Raw genomic sequence first — 13,164 nt, 5'->3', positions numbered from 1 at the left:
AACGCGCTAGTTTACCCGAAAGCGCGCCTGGTTTGTAGCTTTGCACATCAATGGCTATACCGCGTATGAACCGGCAGAAAATAATTGCGCCAGTTCTGGAAACCGGCAGGTATGGCGGTTGCCAGAAATCCCGCTGTCACTCGCCATCGGCGCGGTGCGCCTTCAGAATTTTCCTACATAATCACGGCAATAAACGCCAGCTGGCGTCATTAAAACCCATGATTTCTCAAACAAAATCATTAAAACTCCACCATCAGAAATGTCTGGTTCGAAGCGTGATATAGCGCGATTAGCCTGCGCAATGCTGCGCTGTCCTGGCCATCAACCGGCCAGTGCGCACCTTATCCTTTCTGCACCCTGGCGGAATCTCAGGGGTTCGTGCTTCATCTATTGCGTTCTGTCTGTCAGCCACGTTGCTCAGGAGTATTCGTGACAGGGAAAGACTGCATTCAGGCCCGTTAACGTGAACGGGCGACAACATGCCCTGAGAGGCATGAGGAGTTGCCATGCATTATCCTGTTGTTACTTTTCGATCCTCACCGCGCCTGCTGGCGCTGATCATCCCGTTTCTGCTGAGCGCCTGTGGTGGCGGCGGCGGCGGCGGCGGTGGTAGCGGCGGCGGCGGCACCCTGACCCCGGTCACGCCCGTTATTGAACCCACAGTGCCGGCCATCGCTGCCAGCAGTAAAGTGGGCATCATTGACTCTGGTCTGGCCCCGGGCCGCAGCGAAATTAATTACGCCAACGTGAATTTCTCCAGCTATGTCGGCAGCAACACCACGCTGAACGACAACATGGGAATCAACGGCCACGGCACGCTGGTGGCGATGACGCTGCTGGGGCTGTCGCCTGACAGCGCGCTGTATGTGGCGCAGGCGTCACAAAATAATATTTTCAGCTACGACAATACTGCGCGCGCCGTGCAGGGATTAGTGGCACAGGGTGTACGCATCTTCAATATGTCCTACGGTTCGCAGGAGCGCCTCACCAGCCAGCAGGCGTTAACCGATGCGCGCCAGCGCTATCAGTCGCTGTATCAGGGGCTCAACGCGGTGGCTGCGGCAGATGGGCTGGCGGTGATGATCACCGGCAACAACAGCGGCGCCACGCCGGCACCGGACGTGCTGACACCGCTGATGTATAACGACCCGCAGCTGGCGCGTAATCTGCTGGCGGTGACCGGTATCCTGAGTCATACCGGTTATGACCTGCCAGGCCGCGCAGCCGGCACCGGACCGTTTGACGCCTGCGGCGCGGCCGCCGCGTGGTGCCTGACCGCGCCGGGCTATACCGATTACCTGTATCAAAACTCCGACGGCAGCTGGGTGCAGGCGCGCAGCTACGGCACCTCGTTTGCCGCACCGCGCGTGACGGCTGCGGCCTCGCAGCTGCTGCAGCGTTTCCCGTGGATGAGCGGCCATAACCTGCAGCAAACCCTGCTGACCACCGCCACCTACCGCAGTGATGCGCACGATAACGTCGCCGACAGCGCGAACGGGCGGCCATACAATGAGACGTTCGGCTGGGGCGATCTTAACGCCGCCAAAGCCTTAAACGGGCCGGGACAATTCTGGGCAGAGGACTTCAGTGCGCGCCTCGACGGCGGCCAGTATGTGTTCAGCAATGACATCAGCGGCGATCGCGGGCTGGTGCTGGACGGCAGCGAACGCGGCGGTACGCTGCAGCTGACCGGTAACAACAGCTATCAGGGTCTGACGCAGGTCTCCGCCAATAGCCTGCTGATTGACGGTGCGATTGCCGGCAATGCGCTGGTAAACGGCAGCGGCAAACTGGGTGGCAGCGGACGCATCGGCGGCAATCTGGTCAACCAGGGATCGGTTAACGGCGGCCTGCAGGTGGCGGGCAACTATCAGCAAAGCGCCAACGGTACGCTCAACGTCACGCTGAACAATCCGCTGCGCGTGACCGGCAACGCGGCGCTCGACGGCACGCTGAATCTCGCGCCGCCCTCCGCCAGCTACGTGGTGAAACAACAGGAAACGCTGCTGACCAGCGGCGGCGGCGTAAGCGGTCAGTTTAGCCAGGTCAATACCGGCGTATTTCTCGACGGTTCCGTCAGCTATGACGCCCACAGCGTTACCGGCCAGCTGACGCGCAAGAACACTGCCGCAGCGGCACAGGCGATGGGAATCGATAGCACCAGCGCGCAGCAAACCAGCCGCAACCTGGAGCAGGCGTTTGAGCTGGCGGACCGCTGGCAGGGTCAGGCGACGCTGAGCAGTGCGCAGCAGTCAGCGCTGGCGGCCGCAGGCGCCTTCCAGACGCTGGCGGACACCCGCAGCGCACAGGCGGCGATCAACTCCCTGTCCGGCCAGGCGCATGCCTCCGGCAATGCGGTGCTGTTCAACGCGCTTGATTATCAGACGCGCCTGCTCAACAACCGCATCGATGATGCCAGCGAACAGGGGCGCTTCGGCTTCTGGCTGGAGAGCGGTCAGCTGCGCGGTTCGCTCGACCAGGACGGCTATCTCGGCAACCGCTATCGCAACACCCTGACCGCGCTGGGTGCCGACAGCGATTTTGGCCTGCCCGGCCTGCGCCTCGGCATCGCCTGGACGCACACTCAGCTTGATGCCACCTATGACGACACCGGCGGCAACAGCCAGAACAGCCTGCAGGGCGTAATGCTGTATGGGCGCTATGCGGTGACGCCAGCCTGGTACTGGCAGGGCAATCTCAGCTATCAGCATGGACGCGACAAACTGCAGCGCCTGGTGCTGCTGGATGAAGCTGCACCGGTTTCCTCTTCCGCCCGCACTGACAGCTGGCAGGCGGCGCTGCAGAGCGGCTATCGCTGGACGCTGCAGGAGGATTATCGCATTGAGCCCTATCTCGGCTGGCGTGAAACCGGCCTGCAAACCGGCAGCTTCAGCGACAGCGGCAGCGCGTTTGGTCTGCAGGGCGACGGCGACAGCTATCGCCGCAGCGTCGGTTACGGTGGCCTGAATCTCAGCGCGCGCCAGGACTGGTCGGCGGGCTGGTGGAGCATGCTGAGCCTGTATGGCGAATACCAGTACGCGTTCAGCAATCCGTCGATGGACGTCAGCGCGCGCTGGAGCGGCTTCGGCAGCGGTCAGCAGAGCTTCACCATCCCGGGTATGCAGCTCGATCGCCGCTCGCAGTGGTTTGGTGCGCGGGTTGATCTGGTGCAGTCGGCACGCGCGCGGCTGTTTCTGCGTGCCGACCGCCACGTGGCCGATAGCGGCGATGAGAAGGTGCTGCGCGGCGGTGTCGACGTCACGTTCTAAAGGTTACGACTGCGGCCAGATATGGTCGATGATCAGCTGTACCGAGCGATTGCCGCGGTATTCGTTGATATCCAGCTTGTAGGCCAGCTGCACCTGACGCACGCTGCTGTCTGGCCACAGGCTGGTGTCGACGTTAAAAGCGATACCATCCAGTAACGGGCCGCCGCCCAGCGGCTCGACCATCACCTTAAGGTGACGCTCGCCCACCAGACGCTGCTGCAACAGCTTAAACTGACCGTCGAACACCGGCTCCGGAAACGCCTGGCCCCAGGGGCCGGCTTCCCGCAGCATTTCCGCGGTGTGCAGGGTAAACTCCTGCGCATGCAGTTCGCCATCGGACCACATCACGCCCTGCAGCGCCTCGCCTTCCAGCCATTCGTCGATCAGCGCGGCAAAGCGCTGGCGGAACTCATCGTACTTCGCCTCTTCCAGCGACAGCCCCGCCGCCATGGCGTGCCCGCCAAATTTGATGATCAGGCCAGGATAGAGCGTGTCGATGCGTTCCAGCGCGTCGCGCAGGTGCAGCCCGGCAATCGAACGGCCAGAGCCCTTCAGCGTGCCGTCACCGGCGGGCGCGAAGGCGATGACCGGGCGGTGGAAGCGCTCTTTCAGGCGTGACGCGAGAATGCCAACTACGCCCTGATGCCACTCCGGGTGATAAAACGCCAGCCCGAGCGGCAGATCGCGATGCTGGCGCTCCAGCTCATCGCACAGCGCCAGCGCCTCGCTCTTCATGCCCTGCTCAATCTCTTTGCGCGTCTGATTAAGCGCATCAAGTTCGCTGGCCAGCATGCGCGCCTGGGCAATATCTTCTGTCAGCAGCAGCGCAACGCCAACCGACATATCGTCCAGCCGGCCGGCAGCATTGAGGCGTGGCCCGACGGCAAAACCGAGGTCGCTGGCCGCCAGCTGACGCGCATCGCGGTTAGCAATCTCCAGCAGCGCGCGGATGCCGGCACGGCATTTGCCGGCGCGGATGCGGCTCAGCCCCTGCCACACCAGAATGCGGTTGTTGGCATCCAGCGGCACCACGTCGGCCACGGTACCGAGCGCCACCAGATCCAGCAGTTCGGCCAGATTGGGTTCACTGCGTCCGTCGCTGAACCAGCTCAGCTGACGCAGATGGGCACGCAGCGCCAGCATCAGATAAAACGCCACGCCCACGCCTGCCAGCGAACGCGACGGGAATGCGCTGTCGCTCAGGTTAGGGTTAACGATGGCCTCTGCCGCCGGCAGCGTTTCGCCCGGCAGGTGGTGATCGGTGATCAGTACCGGAATACCGTGCTGGTGCGCGGTGTCGACGCCCGCGTGCGACGAAATACCGTTATCCACGGTGAGGATCAGCTCCGCGCCGCGCGCGCGCGCCTGCTCCACCACTTCCGGGCTCAGGCCATAGCCGTCCTCAAAGCGGTTCGGCACCAGATAATCGACGTTGCCGCCCATGCTGCGCAGCGCCAGTACGGTGAGCGCAGTGCTGGTGGCACCATCGGCATCGAAATCGCCCACCACCACGATACGGCGTTGCTGCTGCAGCATCTGGTGCAGCAGCGTCACGGCGCGCTCAATGCCGCCAAGGCTTTGCCACGGCAGCAGGAATTTCGCGCCGCGTTCCAGTTCGGCGGCGTCTTTGACACCGCGCTGCAGGTAGAGACGACGCAGCAGCGGCGGTAAATCATCGGGTAACTGCGCGTCGGCCTGGGCTTCACGCCGACGCAATTCTACAGAGTGCATCACTGTGTCTTAACCACCACGCTTCTGGCCGTCCAGTACCTGCTTCAGCTCCTGCGGTCCCTGGTAGCCAGGAATCATCATGCCGCTGTCGGTGAGGATGGCGGGCGTGCCCTGAATACCAAACAGAATGCCCAGCTTGTAGTGCTGATCGAGATTGATTTTGCAGCTCGCCGGCGCATCCATTTGCGGTGCGTCGCCTTTCATTGCGGCATCAAACGCCTTGTTGCGATCGGCGCTGCACCAGATGGCGGTCATGGCTTTCTCCACCTGGCCGTGCAGGCCTTCACGCGGGAACGCCAGATAGCGCACGGTGATGCCCAGCGCGTTGTAGTCAGCCATTTGCTCGTGCAGTTTGCGGCAGTAGCCGCAGGTGATGTCGGTGAATACGGTGATCACGTGCTGCTCTTTCGGCGCTTTGTAGACAATCATTTCCGGTGCCAGCGCGGCGACTTTTTTCTCCAGCAGCTGATTGGTGACATTCACCGGCTGCGCGCCGCTGACATCGTACAGCGGGCCCTGAATCATGTGCTTGCCGTCTTCGGTGACGTACAGCACGCCGCTTTCGGTCATCACCGTTTTGATACCCGGCAGCGGCGACGGCTGGATTTCCGCCTGCTGCATACCCAGTTTTTTCAGTGATTGCTGAATCGCGCTGTCATCGGCATGGGCCAGCGCAGAAAAGGCGCTGACCAGCAGAGCCAGCGTCGTAACGGTTTTTTTCATCTCAAATCCTTGTTGCCGCTGCTCAGGCGCGCGGATGATGCTGTTGATGTAACTGACGCAGGCGCTCAGTCGCCACGTGCGTGTAAATCTGGGTGGTCGACAGGTCGCTGTGCCCCAGCAACATCTGTACGACGCGTAAATCGGCACCATGGTTCAGTAAATGTGTGGCAAATGCGTGGCGCAGCACGTGCGGTGACAGCTTTTCGCTGTCGATGCCGGCAAGGGTGGCATAGTGTTTGATGCGATGCCAGAAGGTCTGGCGTGTCATCTGCTGCGCGCGGTTGCTGGGGAACAGCACATCAATGGTCTGCCCGTTCAGCAGCCACGGCCGCCCGTGTTCCATATAATGCTCCAGCCAGTAAATTGCTTCTTCACCTAATGGCACCAGCCGCTCTTTATTGCCTTTACCGATGACGCGCACCACGCCCTGACGCAGGCTGACATCACTCAACGTCAGACCGACCAGCTCAGAGACGCGCAGCCCGGTAGCGTAGAGCAGCTCCAGCATCGCTTTGTCACGCAGTTCAAGCGGTATGTCCGTTGCCGGCGTCTGTAACAGGCGCTCGACCTGATTTTCTGACAGGTCTTTTGGCAGGCGCTGCGGCAATTTCGGCGCTGATAACAGCGCGCTGGGATCGTCACTGCGCAGCTTTTCGCGGTACAGATACTGAAACAGACGGCGCATCGCGCTCAGAGTACGCGCTGAGCTGGTGGCTTTGTAACCGCCCTCAATCCGCTCAGCCAGAAACTGCTGTAAATCAGCGGCTTCCAGCGTCAGCAGCGTGCGCTCATGGTGGTGCAGCCAGGCAGTGAGCGTCTGCAAATCCTGACGATAGGACGCCAGCGTGTTCTGCGCCAGGTTGCGCTCAATCCAGAGCGCGTCGAGAAACTGTTCTATCAGATCGCTGTCCTGCACTGTTGCCCCTCGCCGTGTGAAATCGTGCTCATTATGCCTGAAACTGGCCTGCTTCTGGTACAATTGCGCCAGAGTGAGTTTCAGTCAGAGCATTAATTGCATGAATATCGGTCTGTTTTACGGTTCCAGTACCTGTTACACCGAGATGACGGCGGAGAAAATTCGCGACTTTATCGGTGAAGAATTAGTCACACTGCATAACCTGAAAGATGACGATCCGTCGCTGATGGAGCAGTACGATTTACTGATTCTCGGTATTCCGACCTGGGATTTCGGCGAGCTGCAGGAGGACTGGGAAGCGGTGTGGCAACAGCTGCCGGCGCTCAACCTGCAGGGCAAAATTGTGGCGCTGTACGGCATGGGCGACCAGGTCGAGTACAGCGAATGGTTCCTTGATGCGCTGGGTATGCTGCACGAACTGCTGCTGCCGATGGGCGTGCAGTTTGTCGGTTACTGGCCGCTCGACGGCTACCAGTTCACCAGTAAAAAACCGCTGACCGCCGATGGTCAGCAGTTTGTCGGTCTGGCGCTCGACGATGTCAATCAGTTTGAGCTGAGCGAAGAGCGCGTTGAGCAGTGGTGCGAACAGATTCTGACCGAAACCGCCGCGCTGCTTTAATGCGGCGTCGCGCCATCCAGCAAAAAACAGCGGGCGCGTAACGCGCGCCACGCGTCGGGCGGCATGCTGTCGTGCAGCAGCCACAGCCGCCAGCGCTGCCCGCGACGGTTACGCAGCACCAGCAACACGCCCCACGGTAGCCAGTCCGGCTGCCGTTGCGCCTGCCAGCGCTCACCGCGCCAGTACCAGTCACCCTTGTCATCCAGCATGAGCGCTCCGCAGCGCTGCTGCAGGCGACGCGCGTTACGCCAGCACTGCAGGGTCAGCAGGATGACTACCACGACCTGAACCCAGGCCCAGCCCGCCGGCCAGTGGCAGCTCAGCAACAGCGCGCCACACAGCCCGAACAGCGTCACATTCAGCGCCCGCGCGCTGCGTGACGCGCGCAGATCACATTGCCACCGGCCCGCGTTCACGGTTGCGCTGCTGAATCAGTTTCACCATGCGTTTGAACTCGGGATCGGCCGGTTCGCCGTGGTTCATCATCCAGTTAAACAGGTCCGGATCGTCGCTCTTCAGCAGCGCGACAAACACCTGCTTGTCGCTGTCGCTCAGCGAATCATACTCATATTTAAAGAACGGCATGATCGAGACATCCAGCTCCAGCATGCCGCGACGGCATGCCCACTGGACGCGCGCTTTGTCATGAATATCCATGTGTCTTCTTCCACAGCTGATAACAGTGGCGCTCAGTGTACCTGCTTTTTCGCCGCGCTGCAGGCGTGCAACCGGACGCTGCGCGCGGTGACGCACAGCAATGCCACCGGTTACAGGGTTATCACGCGATTTGTGCGCCAGATTCCGCAAACAGGTTGCAATGGCGCACTGCTCTTTTAACATTGGTAAGCATATTACTGGATAAACCTTATTGATCAGGACGGACTCATGCCGATTTTCACCCTTCCGCCTCGCCAGCCCGCTGCGGCGTCGCGCCTGCCTTTAACGCTAATGTCGCTCGACGAGTGGGCGCTGGTGTCGGTGCAGGGCAAAGACAGCACCTCTTATCTGCAGGGTCAACTGACGCTGGACGTGGCGGCGCTGGACGCAGCGCAGCATCGCCCGGCGGCGCACTGCGATGCCAAAGGCAAAATGTGGAGCAATCTGCGGCTGTTTCATCGCGGAGAAGGTTATGCCTACCTGGTGCGCCGCAATCTGCGCGAGCAGCAGGTAACTGAGCTGAAGAAGTATGCGGTGTTCGCCAAAGTGACCATTGCGGCCGATGATGACGCGGTCCTGCTCGGCGTTGCCGGTTTTCAGGCGCGCGCCGCACTGGCTAACGTTTTCACCACGCTGCCGGATGCCACAACCCCAGTGGTGCAGCAGGATGACACCACCCTGCTGTGGTTCGCCGAGCCAGCCGAACGTTTTCTGCTGGTCACCACGCCGGCGCAGGCCGAAGCGCTGCAGCAGAAGCTGGCCGGGGAAGCGCAGCTGAATGACAGCACGCAGTGGCTGGCGCTGGATATTGCGGCGGGCGTGCCGGTGATCGACAGCGCCACCACGGCGCAGCTGATTCCGCAGGCCACTAACCTGCAGGCGCTGGATGCCATCAGCTTCAAAAAAGGCTGTTATACCGGCCAGGAGATGGTGGCGCGCGCCAAATTCCGCGGCGCAAACAAACGTGCGCTCTACTGGCTGGCGGGCAGCGCCAGCAAAGTACCGGACGCGGCCAGTTCGCTGGAGTTGCAGATGGGCGACAAATGGCGTCGCACCGGCACGGTACTGAGCGGCGTACAGCTGGATGATGGCAGCGTGTGGGTGCAGGCGGTGCTGAACAACGATCTGGAGCCGGACAGCGTGCTGCGCGTTGAAGGCGATGAAAACGGTAAGCTGACCATTCAGCCGCTGCCCTATTCGCTGGAAGAGTAACGGTTACGGCTGGTATGCCGCAGGGTCGCTATCAGTGGCGACCCTGGCCTTGTTACATCACGTAAAAATAGATGGCGCAAAAGTGCAGCACGCTGCCGCCCAGCACGAAACCGTGCCAGATGGCATGATTGTACGGAATACGGCGCGACACATAGAAAATCACCCCGAGCGAATAGACAATCCCGCCCGCCGCCAGCAGCCAGACGCCGCCGGCCGACAGTTTGGTTGCCAGCTGATAAATCACCACCAGCGACAGCCAGCCCATGCTGAGATAGGTCACCAGCGACAGCACTTTAAAGCGATGCGCAATGGTCAGCTTAAAGATGATGCCCGCCAGCGCCAGACTCCAGATCACCACCATCAATCCCTGCGCCAGCGGTGATTGCAGCCCGACCAGCAGAAACGGCGTGTAAGTCCCGGCGATCAGCAAATAGATGGCGCAGTGGTCAAATTTCTTCAGCCAGTATTTGGCGCGCTGGTGCGGAATGGCGTGATACAGCGTCGAGGCGAGGAACAGCAAAATCATGCTGCCACCGTACAGGCTATAGCTGGTAATGGCAGTGATATTCGCCTGCATTTCAACGGCCTGGGTCAACAGCAACACCAGCCCCACGATGCCAAACACACAGCCCAGGCCGTGGCTGATGCTGTTGGCAATCTCTTCGGCCAGTGAATAGCCCTGGGCAATAAGTCGGTTCTGTACCATGGCGTCGGATTCCTGAACATCGTAACGAAAGTTGTGCTTTTTCTGTGCACCAGAGTAGCGAAGAACAATTTCAGAGTACACATGTACGCTAAAATTATTCTGTGAAGAGGTGTGACAACCCAGCGGCAAACCAATCTGTTACACTGAGGCTTCTTTTTGCCGTGAGCGCCGCCCGAATGTTTTCACACAGCGACCTGTCCCGTTTGAATGACCTTGAGATGCAGGTTTATCACTTCATCATCAAACACCGGGAAAGTGTCAGTTATATGACCATCCGTGAACTGGCGGCGCAGGCGGGCGTCTCGACCACCACGGTGCTGCGCTTCTGCCGCAAAATGCACTGTGACGGCTGGTCAGAATTCCGCATCCGTTTTCGCCTGGCGCAGGAGCAAAGCGCGCCGGTGCTGCTGCCCTCCGGCGTCGGAGAAATGCTGAGCTTTTTTAAAAGCATCAATAACGCAGAATTTGATCAGCAGATTGCCACCGCGGCGCAAATGATTATTGAGGCTGAGCACATTTTCTTTATTGGTGCCGGTACTTCAGGCAGTCTCGGCAAATATGGTGCACGCTATTTTTCTAATATTGGTAAATTCAGCCATCACATCGATGATCCTTATTACCCGGTGAGTAAGAGCGCCTGGGAAAATGCGCTGGCGATTATTTTATCCGTCTCTGGCGAAACCGAAGAGATCCTGCGCTTTGCCAGTCAGTTCAGTCTGTATCACTGTAAAATCATCTCCATCACCAATCACGACAACTGCTCGCTGGCGAAAATGGCGGATTTCAATCTCTCCTATCATGTGCCGCAGGAGAAACTGCCTGACCGCTACGATATTACCACCCAGATACCGGTGATTTATATTCTGGAGACGCTGGGCCGTTATATTGCCCGACTCACGCAGGTATAAAACAGCCTGTTTTTCAGTGGTAACAAGTCACATTTCCGCGCCGGTGTTATAGCGTGACTTTGCTATTTCAGTTGTTACACTGCGGGCAGTATTATTTTCGCCAACAGCGTGACGAGGTATTGAAATGAGTGAAGGATTGCAGTTACCCAGCGGATTTCTCTGGGGCGGCGCGGTGGCAGCCCATCAGGTTGAGGGCGGCTGGGATCAGGGCGGCAAAGGCGTCAGTATCGCCGATGTTCTCACCGGCGGCGCACACGGCGTAGATCGCGTCATCACGCCCGGCGTTCAGCCCGGCCAGCACTATCCCAACCATCAGGCGGTGGAATTCTATTCGCACTACAAACAGGACGTGGCGCTGTTTGCCGAGATGGGTTTCAAATGCTTCCGCACCTCGATTGCCTGGACGCGCATTTTCCCCGACGGCGATGAACTGCAGCCCAATGAAGCCGGCCTGCAATTTTACGATGACCTGTTTGATGAACTGCTGAAATATGGCATCGAACCGGTGATTACCCTGTCGCACTTTGAGATGCCTTATCATCTGGTTAAAGAGTACGGCGGCTGGGCTAATCGCAAAGTGGTCGATTTCTTTGTGCGCTTCAGTGACGTGGTGATGACGCGCTATCGCCACAAAGTGAAGTACTGGATGACCTTCAATGAAATCAATAACCAGCGCAACTGGCAGTATCCGCTGTTCGGCTACTGCTGCTCCGGCGTCGTGTTCACAGAGCATGAAAAGCCGGAGCAGACGATGTATCAGGTGATGCATCACCAGTTCGTTGCCAGTGCCAAAGTGGTGAAGCGCGGCCACGAAATCAACCCGGATTTCCAGATTGGCTGCATGATCGCCATGGTACCGGTCTATCCGTTCTCCTGCCATCCGGACGACGTGATGCGCGCGCAGGAGTCGATGCATCAGCGCTACGTGTTCAGCGACGTGCAGATGCGCGGCGCGTACCCGGCTTATACGCTTAAAGAGTGGGCGAGCAAAGGCTATCACATTGCGATGGAAGCCGATGACGCCGAAACGCTGCGTCAGGGCTGCTGCGACTACATCGGTTTCAGCTACTACATGAGCAACGCGGTGGACACCAAAGCCAGCGGCGTCGACGACCCGATCACCGGCTTCGACGGCGTGGTGCCTAACCCGCATGTGAAAGCGTCCGACTGGGGCTGGCAGATTGATCCGGTCGGCCTGCGCTACGTGCTGAATGCGCTGTATGAGCGCTACCAGAAGCCGCTGTTTATCGTTGAGAACGGCTTTGGTGCCATTGATAAAGCCAATGCTGAGGGCGTGATCGAAGATGACTACCGCATTGATTATCTGCGCGCGCACATTGAAGAGATGAAAAAAGCGGTGGCGCTGGATGGCGTTGATCTGCTGGGCTATACGCCGTGGGGCTGCATCGACTGCGTCTCCTTTACCACCGGCCAGTACAGCAAGCGCTACGGCTTTATCCACGTCGATAAAAACGATGACGGCAGCGGCAGCTTTGCCCGTTCGAAGAAGAAGAGTTTCGCCTGGTATCAGCAGGTGATTGCCAGCAATGGTGAAGTGTTGTAACCGCTAATGGCGCGCGACGTATAGATGTGCGCCGCGCGCAGACAGGCTGTGAAGTGCGACTCAACGGCCGCCTGATGCATCAATAAAGCTGCCGGTGACGTATGAAGCGGCGTCACTGGCCAGCCAGACGATGGCGGCAGCGATCTCTTCCGCCTGGCCGCCGCGCTGCATCGGCAGCGATGCCGCGAGACGATCAACGCGCCCCGGCTCGCCGCCGTCGGCATGCATATCGGTGTAGATCAGCCCTGGCCGCACGCTATTGACGCGAATCCCCTGCGCCGCCACTTCCAGTGACAATCCTCTGGTCAGCGTGTCCATCGCGCCTTTCGACGCCGCATAATCGACATACTCATTGGGCGAGCCGGTACGCGCGGCCGCTGACGAGACATTAACAATAGCGCCGCCCTGACCGCCGTGTGCGGTGCTCATGCGTTTTACCGCTTCGCGGCAGCAGATAAACGTGCCGGTGACGTTGGTTGCCAGCACGCGCTGAATGCGCGCAGCATCCAGATCCTCAACCCGGCACTGGGAGAAGAGAATACCGGCGTTATTCACCAGCACGCGCAGCGCGCCCGGCTGCTGATCCAGCTGGCGGAACATGCGCACCACCTGCGCTTCATCAGCAATATCCGCCTGTAAGGCAAACGCGCTGCCGCCCTGCGCTTCGATATCTGCTACCACCTGCAACGCTTCTGCTTCGCGCTGCCGGAAATTGATTGCCACGCGATAACCCGCCTGCGCCAGCAGCAGCGATGTTGCCCGTCCAATTCCGCGGCTACCGCCGGTGACCAGTGCCAGATCCATATGTTTCTCCCATAAAAAAAGGCCGACAAATCGGCCTTTAGTATTACTGAAGGGT

General features: G+C 59.6%; 12 protein-coding genes. 5 read left to right on the top strand and 7 right to left on the bottom strand.

The features are described from left to right. The first annotated feature begins 506 nt into the window (after positions 1-506). On the top strand, positions 507-3,269 hold the full coding sequence (locus AC6I7J_RS04005; RefSeq protein WP_498006889.1) for an autotransporter domain-containing protein: 2,763 nt from the start codon (positions 507-509) through the stop codon (positions 3,267-3,269). Positions 3,270-3,272: 3 nt separating this feature from the next. Here the strand turns inward: AC6I7J_RS04005 and recJ are convergent, their stop codons facing one another. Genes recJ through xerD form a run of 3 tightly spaced genes read right to left on the bottom strand, consistent with a single transcriptional unit; the run spans position 3,273 to position 6,639 of the window. Next, positions 3,273-5,000, bottom strand: a complete 1,728-nt coding sequence (recJ, locus tag AC6I7J_RS04000) for a single-stranded-DNA-specific exonuclease RecJ (RefSeq protein ID WP_104188409.1) — start codon at positions 4,998-5,000, stop codon at positions 3,273-3,275. 9 nt (positions 5,001-5,009) lie between these two features. Beyond that, positions 5,010-5,723 (bottom strand): bifunctional protein-disulfide isomerase/oxidoreductase DsbC, encoded by a 714-nt coding sequence (dsbC, locus tag AC6I7J_RS03995; RefSeq protein ID WP_021506677.1) that lies wholly within the window; start codon positions 5,721-5,723, stop codon positions 5,010-5,012. Between the two features lie 22 nt (positions 5,724-5,745). Then, the gene (gene xerD / locus AC6I7J_RS03990) at positions 5,746-6,639 is read right to left on the bottom strand and encodes a site-specific tyrosine recombinase XerD (protein WP_058771560.1); all 894 of its coding nucleotides are present in this window, start codon (positions 6,637-6,639) and stop codon (positions 5,746-5,748) included. A gap of 100 nt (positions 6,640-6,739) precedes the next feature. Here xerD and fldB point away from each other — a divergent pair, with 100 nt between their 5' ends. Beyond that, entirely contained in the window at positions 6,740-7,258 is a 519-nt protein-coding gene (fldB, locus tag AC6I7J_RS03985; RefSeq protein WP_010616927.1) for a flavodoxin FldB, read from the top strand. On the opposite strand, the gene AC6I7J_RS03980 is transcribed toward fldB, so the two are convergent. Both AC6I7J_RS03980 and sdhE read right to left on the bottom strand, forming a co-directional pair. After that, positions 7,255-7,674, bottom strand: coding sequence for a protein YgfX (locus AC6I7J_RS03980; RefSeq protein ID WP_498006888.1), 420 nt, complete (start codon positions 7,672-7,674; stop codon positions 7,255-7,257). The two genes, fldB and AC6I7J_RS03980, sit on opposite strands and share 4 nt — an antisense overlap. After that, complete coding sequence (gene sdhE / locus AC6I7J_RS03975; RefSeq protein WP_010616925.1) at positions 7,649-7,915, bottom strand: FAD assembly factor SdhE; 267 nt, start codon at positions 7,913-7,915, stop codon at positions 7,649-7,651. Before sdhE ends, AC6I7J_RS03980 begins: the two co-directional genes overlap by 26 nt. A gap of 228 nt (positions 7,916-8,143) precedes the next feature. On the opposite strand from sdhE, the gene ygfZ reads away from it, so the two are divergent. Next, positions 8,144-9,127 (top strand): tRNA-modifying protein YgfZ, encoded by a 984-nt coding sequence (gene ygfZ / locus AC6I7J_RS03970; RefSeq protein WP_498006887.1) that lies wholly within the window; start codon positions 8,144-8,146, stop codon positions 9,125-9,127. A 52-nt stretch (positions 9,128-9,179) separates the two neighbouring features. On the opposite strand, the gene trhA is transcribed toward ygfZ, so the two are convergent. After that, positions 9,180-9,833 carry a PAQR family membrane homeostasis protein TrhA gene (gene trhA, locus AC6I7J_RS03965; RefSeq protein WP_021506671.1) on the bottom strand — a complete coding sequence of 218 codons (654 nt, stop codon included), beginning with the start codon at positions 9,831-9,833 and terminating at the stop codon, positions 9,180-9,182. Positions 9,834-10,009: 176 nt separating this feature from the next. Between trhA and AC6I7J_RS03960 the strand changes: the two genes are divergently transcribed. Next, positions 10,010-10,741 (top strand): MurR/RpiR family transcriptional regulator, encoded by a 732-nt coding sequence (locus AC6I7J_RS03960; RefSeq protein WP_498006886.1) that lies wholly within the window; start codon positions 10,010-10,012, stop codon positions 10,739-10,741. A gap of 124 nt (positions 10,742-10,865) precedes the next feature. Next, a complete protein-coding gene (locus AC6I7J_RS03955; protein WP_498006884.1) occupies positions 10,866-12,305 on the top strand; it encodes a 6-phospho-beta-glucosidase in 1,440 nt (479 codons plus the stop codon). Between the two features lie 60 nt (positions 12,306-12,365). Here AC6I7J_RS03955 and AC6I7J_RS03950 read toward each other — a convergent pair whose 3' ends face one another. Next, positions 12,366-13,109 carry an SDR family oxidoreductase gene (locus tag AC6I7J_RS03950; RefSeq protein WP_021506668.1) on the bottom strand — a complete coding sequence of 248 codons (744 nt, stop codon included), beginning with the start codon at positions 13,107-13,109 and terminating at the stop codon, positions 12,366-12,368. Between the last annotated feature and the right edge of the window lie 55 nt (positions 13,110-13,164).

The sequence above is a fragment of the Type-C symbiont of Plautia stali genome, from assembly GCF_059730935.1.
The sequence above is the reverse complement of the archived record's forward strand: the minus strand, read 5'-3'. Positions and strand labels throughout refer to the sequence as shown.

Excerpts from the sequence above, each read along its gene's own strand:
- AC6I7J_RS04005 (WP_498006889.1), top strand. The coding sequence starts at position 507 with ATGCATTATCCTGTTGTTACTTTTCGATCCTCACCGCGCCTGCTGGCG.
- recJ (WP_104188409.1), bottom strand. The coding sequence starts at position 5,000 with ATGCACTCTGTAGAATTGCGTCGGCGTGAAGCCCAGGCCGACGCGCAG.
- dsbC (WP_021506677.1), bottom strand. The coding sequence starts at position 5,723 with ATGAAAAAAACCGTTACGACGCTGGCTCTGCTGGTCAGCGCCTTTTCT.
- fldB (WP_010616927.1), top strand. The coding sequence starts at position 6,740 with ATGAATATCGGTCTGTTTTACGGTTCCAGTACCTGTTACACCGAGATG.
- sdhE (WP_010616925.1), bottom strand. The coding sequence starts at position 7,915 with ATGGATATTCATGACAAAGCGCGCGTCCAGTGGGCATGCCGTCGCGGC.
- ygfZ (WP_498006887.1), top strand. The coding sequence starts at position 8,144 with ATGCCGATTTTCACCCTTCCGCCTCGCCAGCCCGCTGCGGCGTCGCGC.
- trhA (WP_021506671.1), bottom strand. The coding sequence starts at position 9,833 with ATGGTACAGAACCGACTTATTGCCCAGGGCTATTCACTGGCCGAAGAG.
- AC6I7J_RS03960 (WP_498006886.1), top strand. The coding sequence starts at position 10,010 with ATGTTTTCACACAGCGACCTGTCCCGTTTGAATGACCTTGAGATGCAG.
- AC6I7J_RS03955 (WP_498006884.1), top strand. The coding sequence starts at position 10,866 with ATGAGTGAAGGATTGCAGTTACCCAGCGGATTTCTCTGGGGCGGCGCG.
- AC6I7J_RS03950 (WP_021506668.1), bottom strand. The coding sequence starts at position 13,109 with ATGGATCTGGCACTGGTCACCGGCGGTAGCCGCGGAATTGGACGGGCA.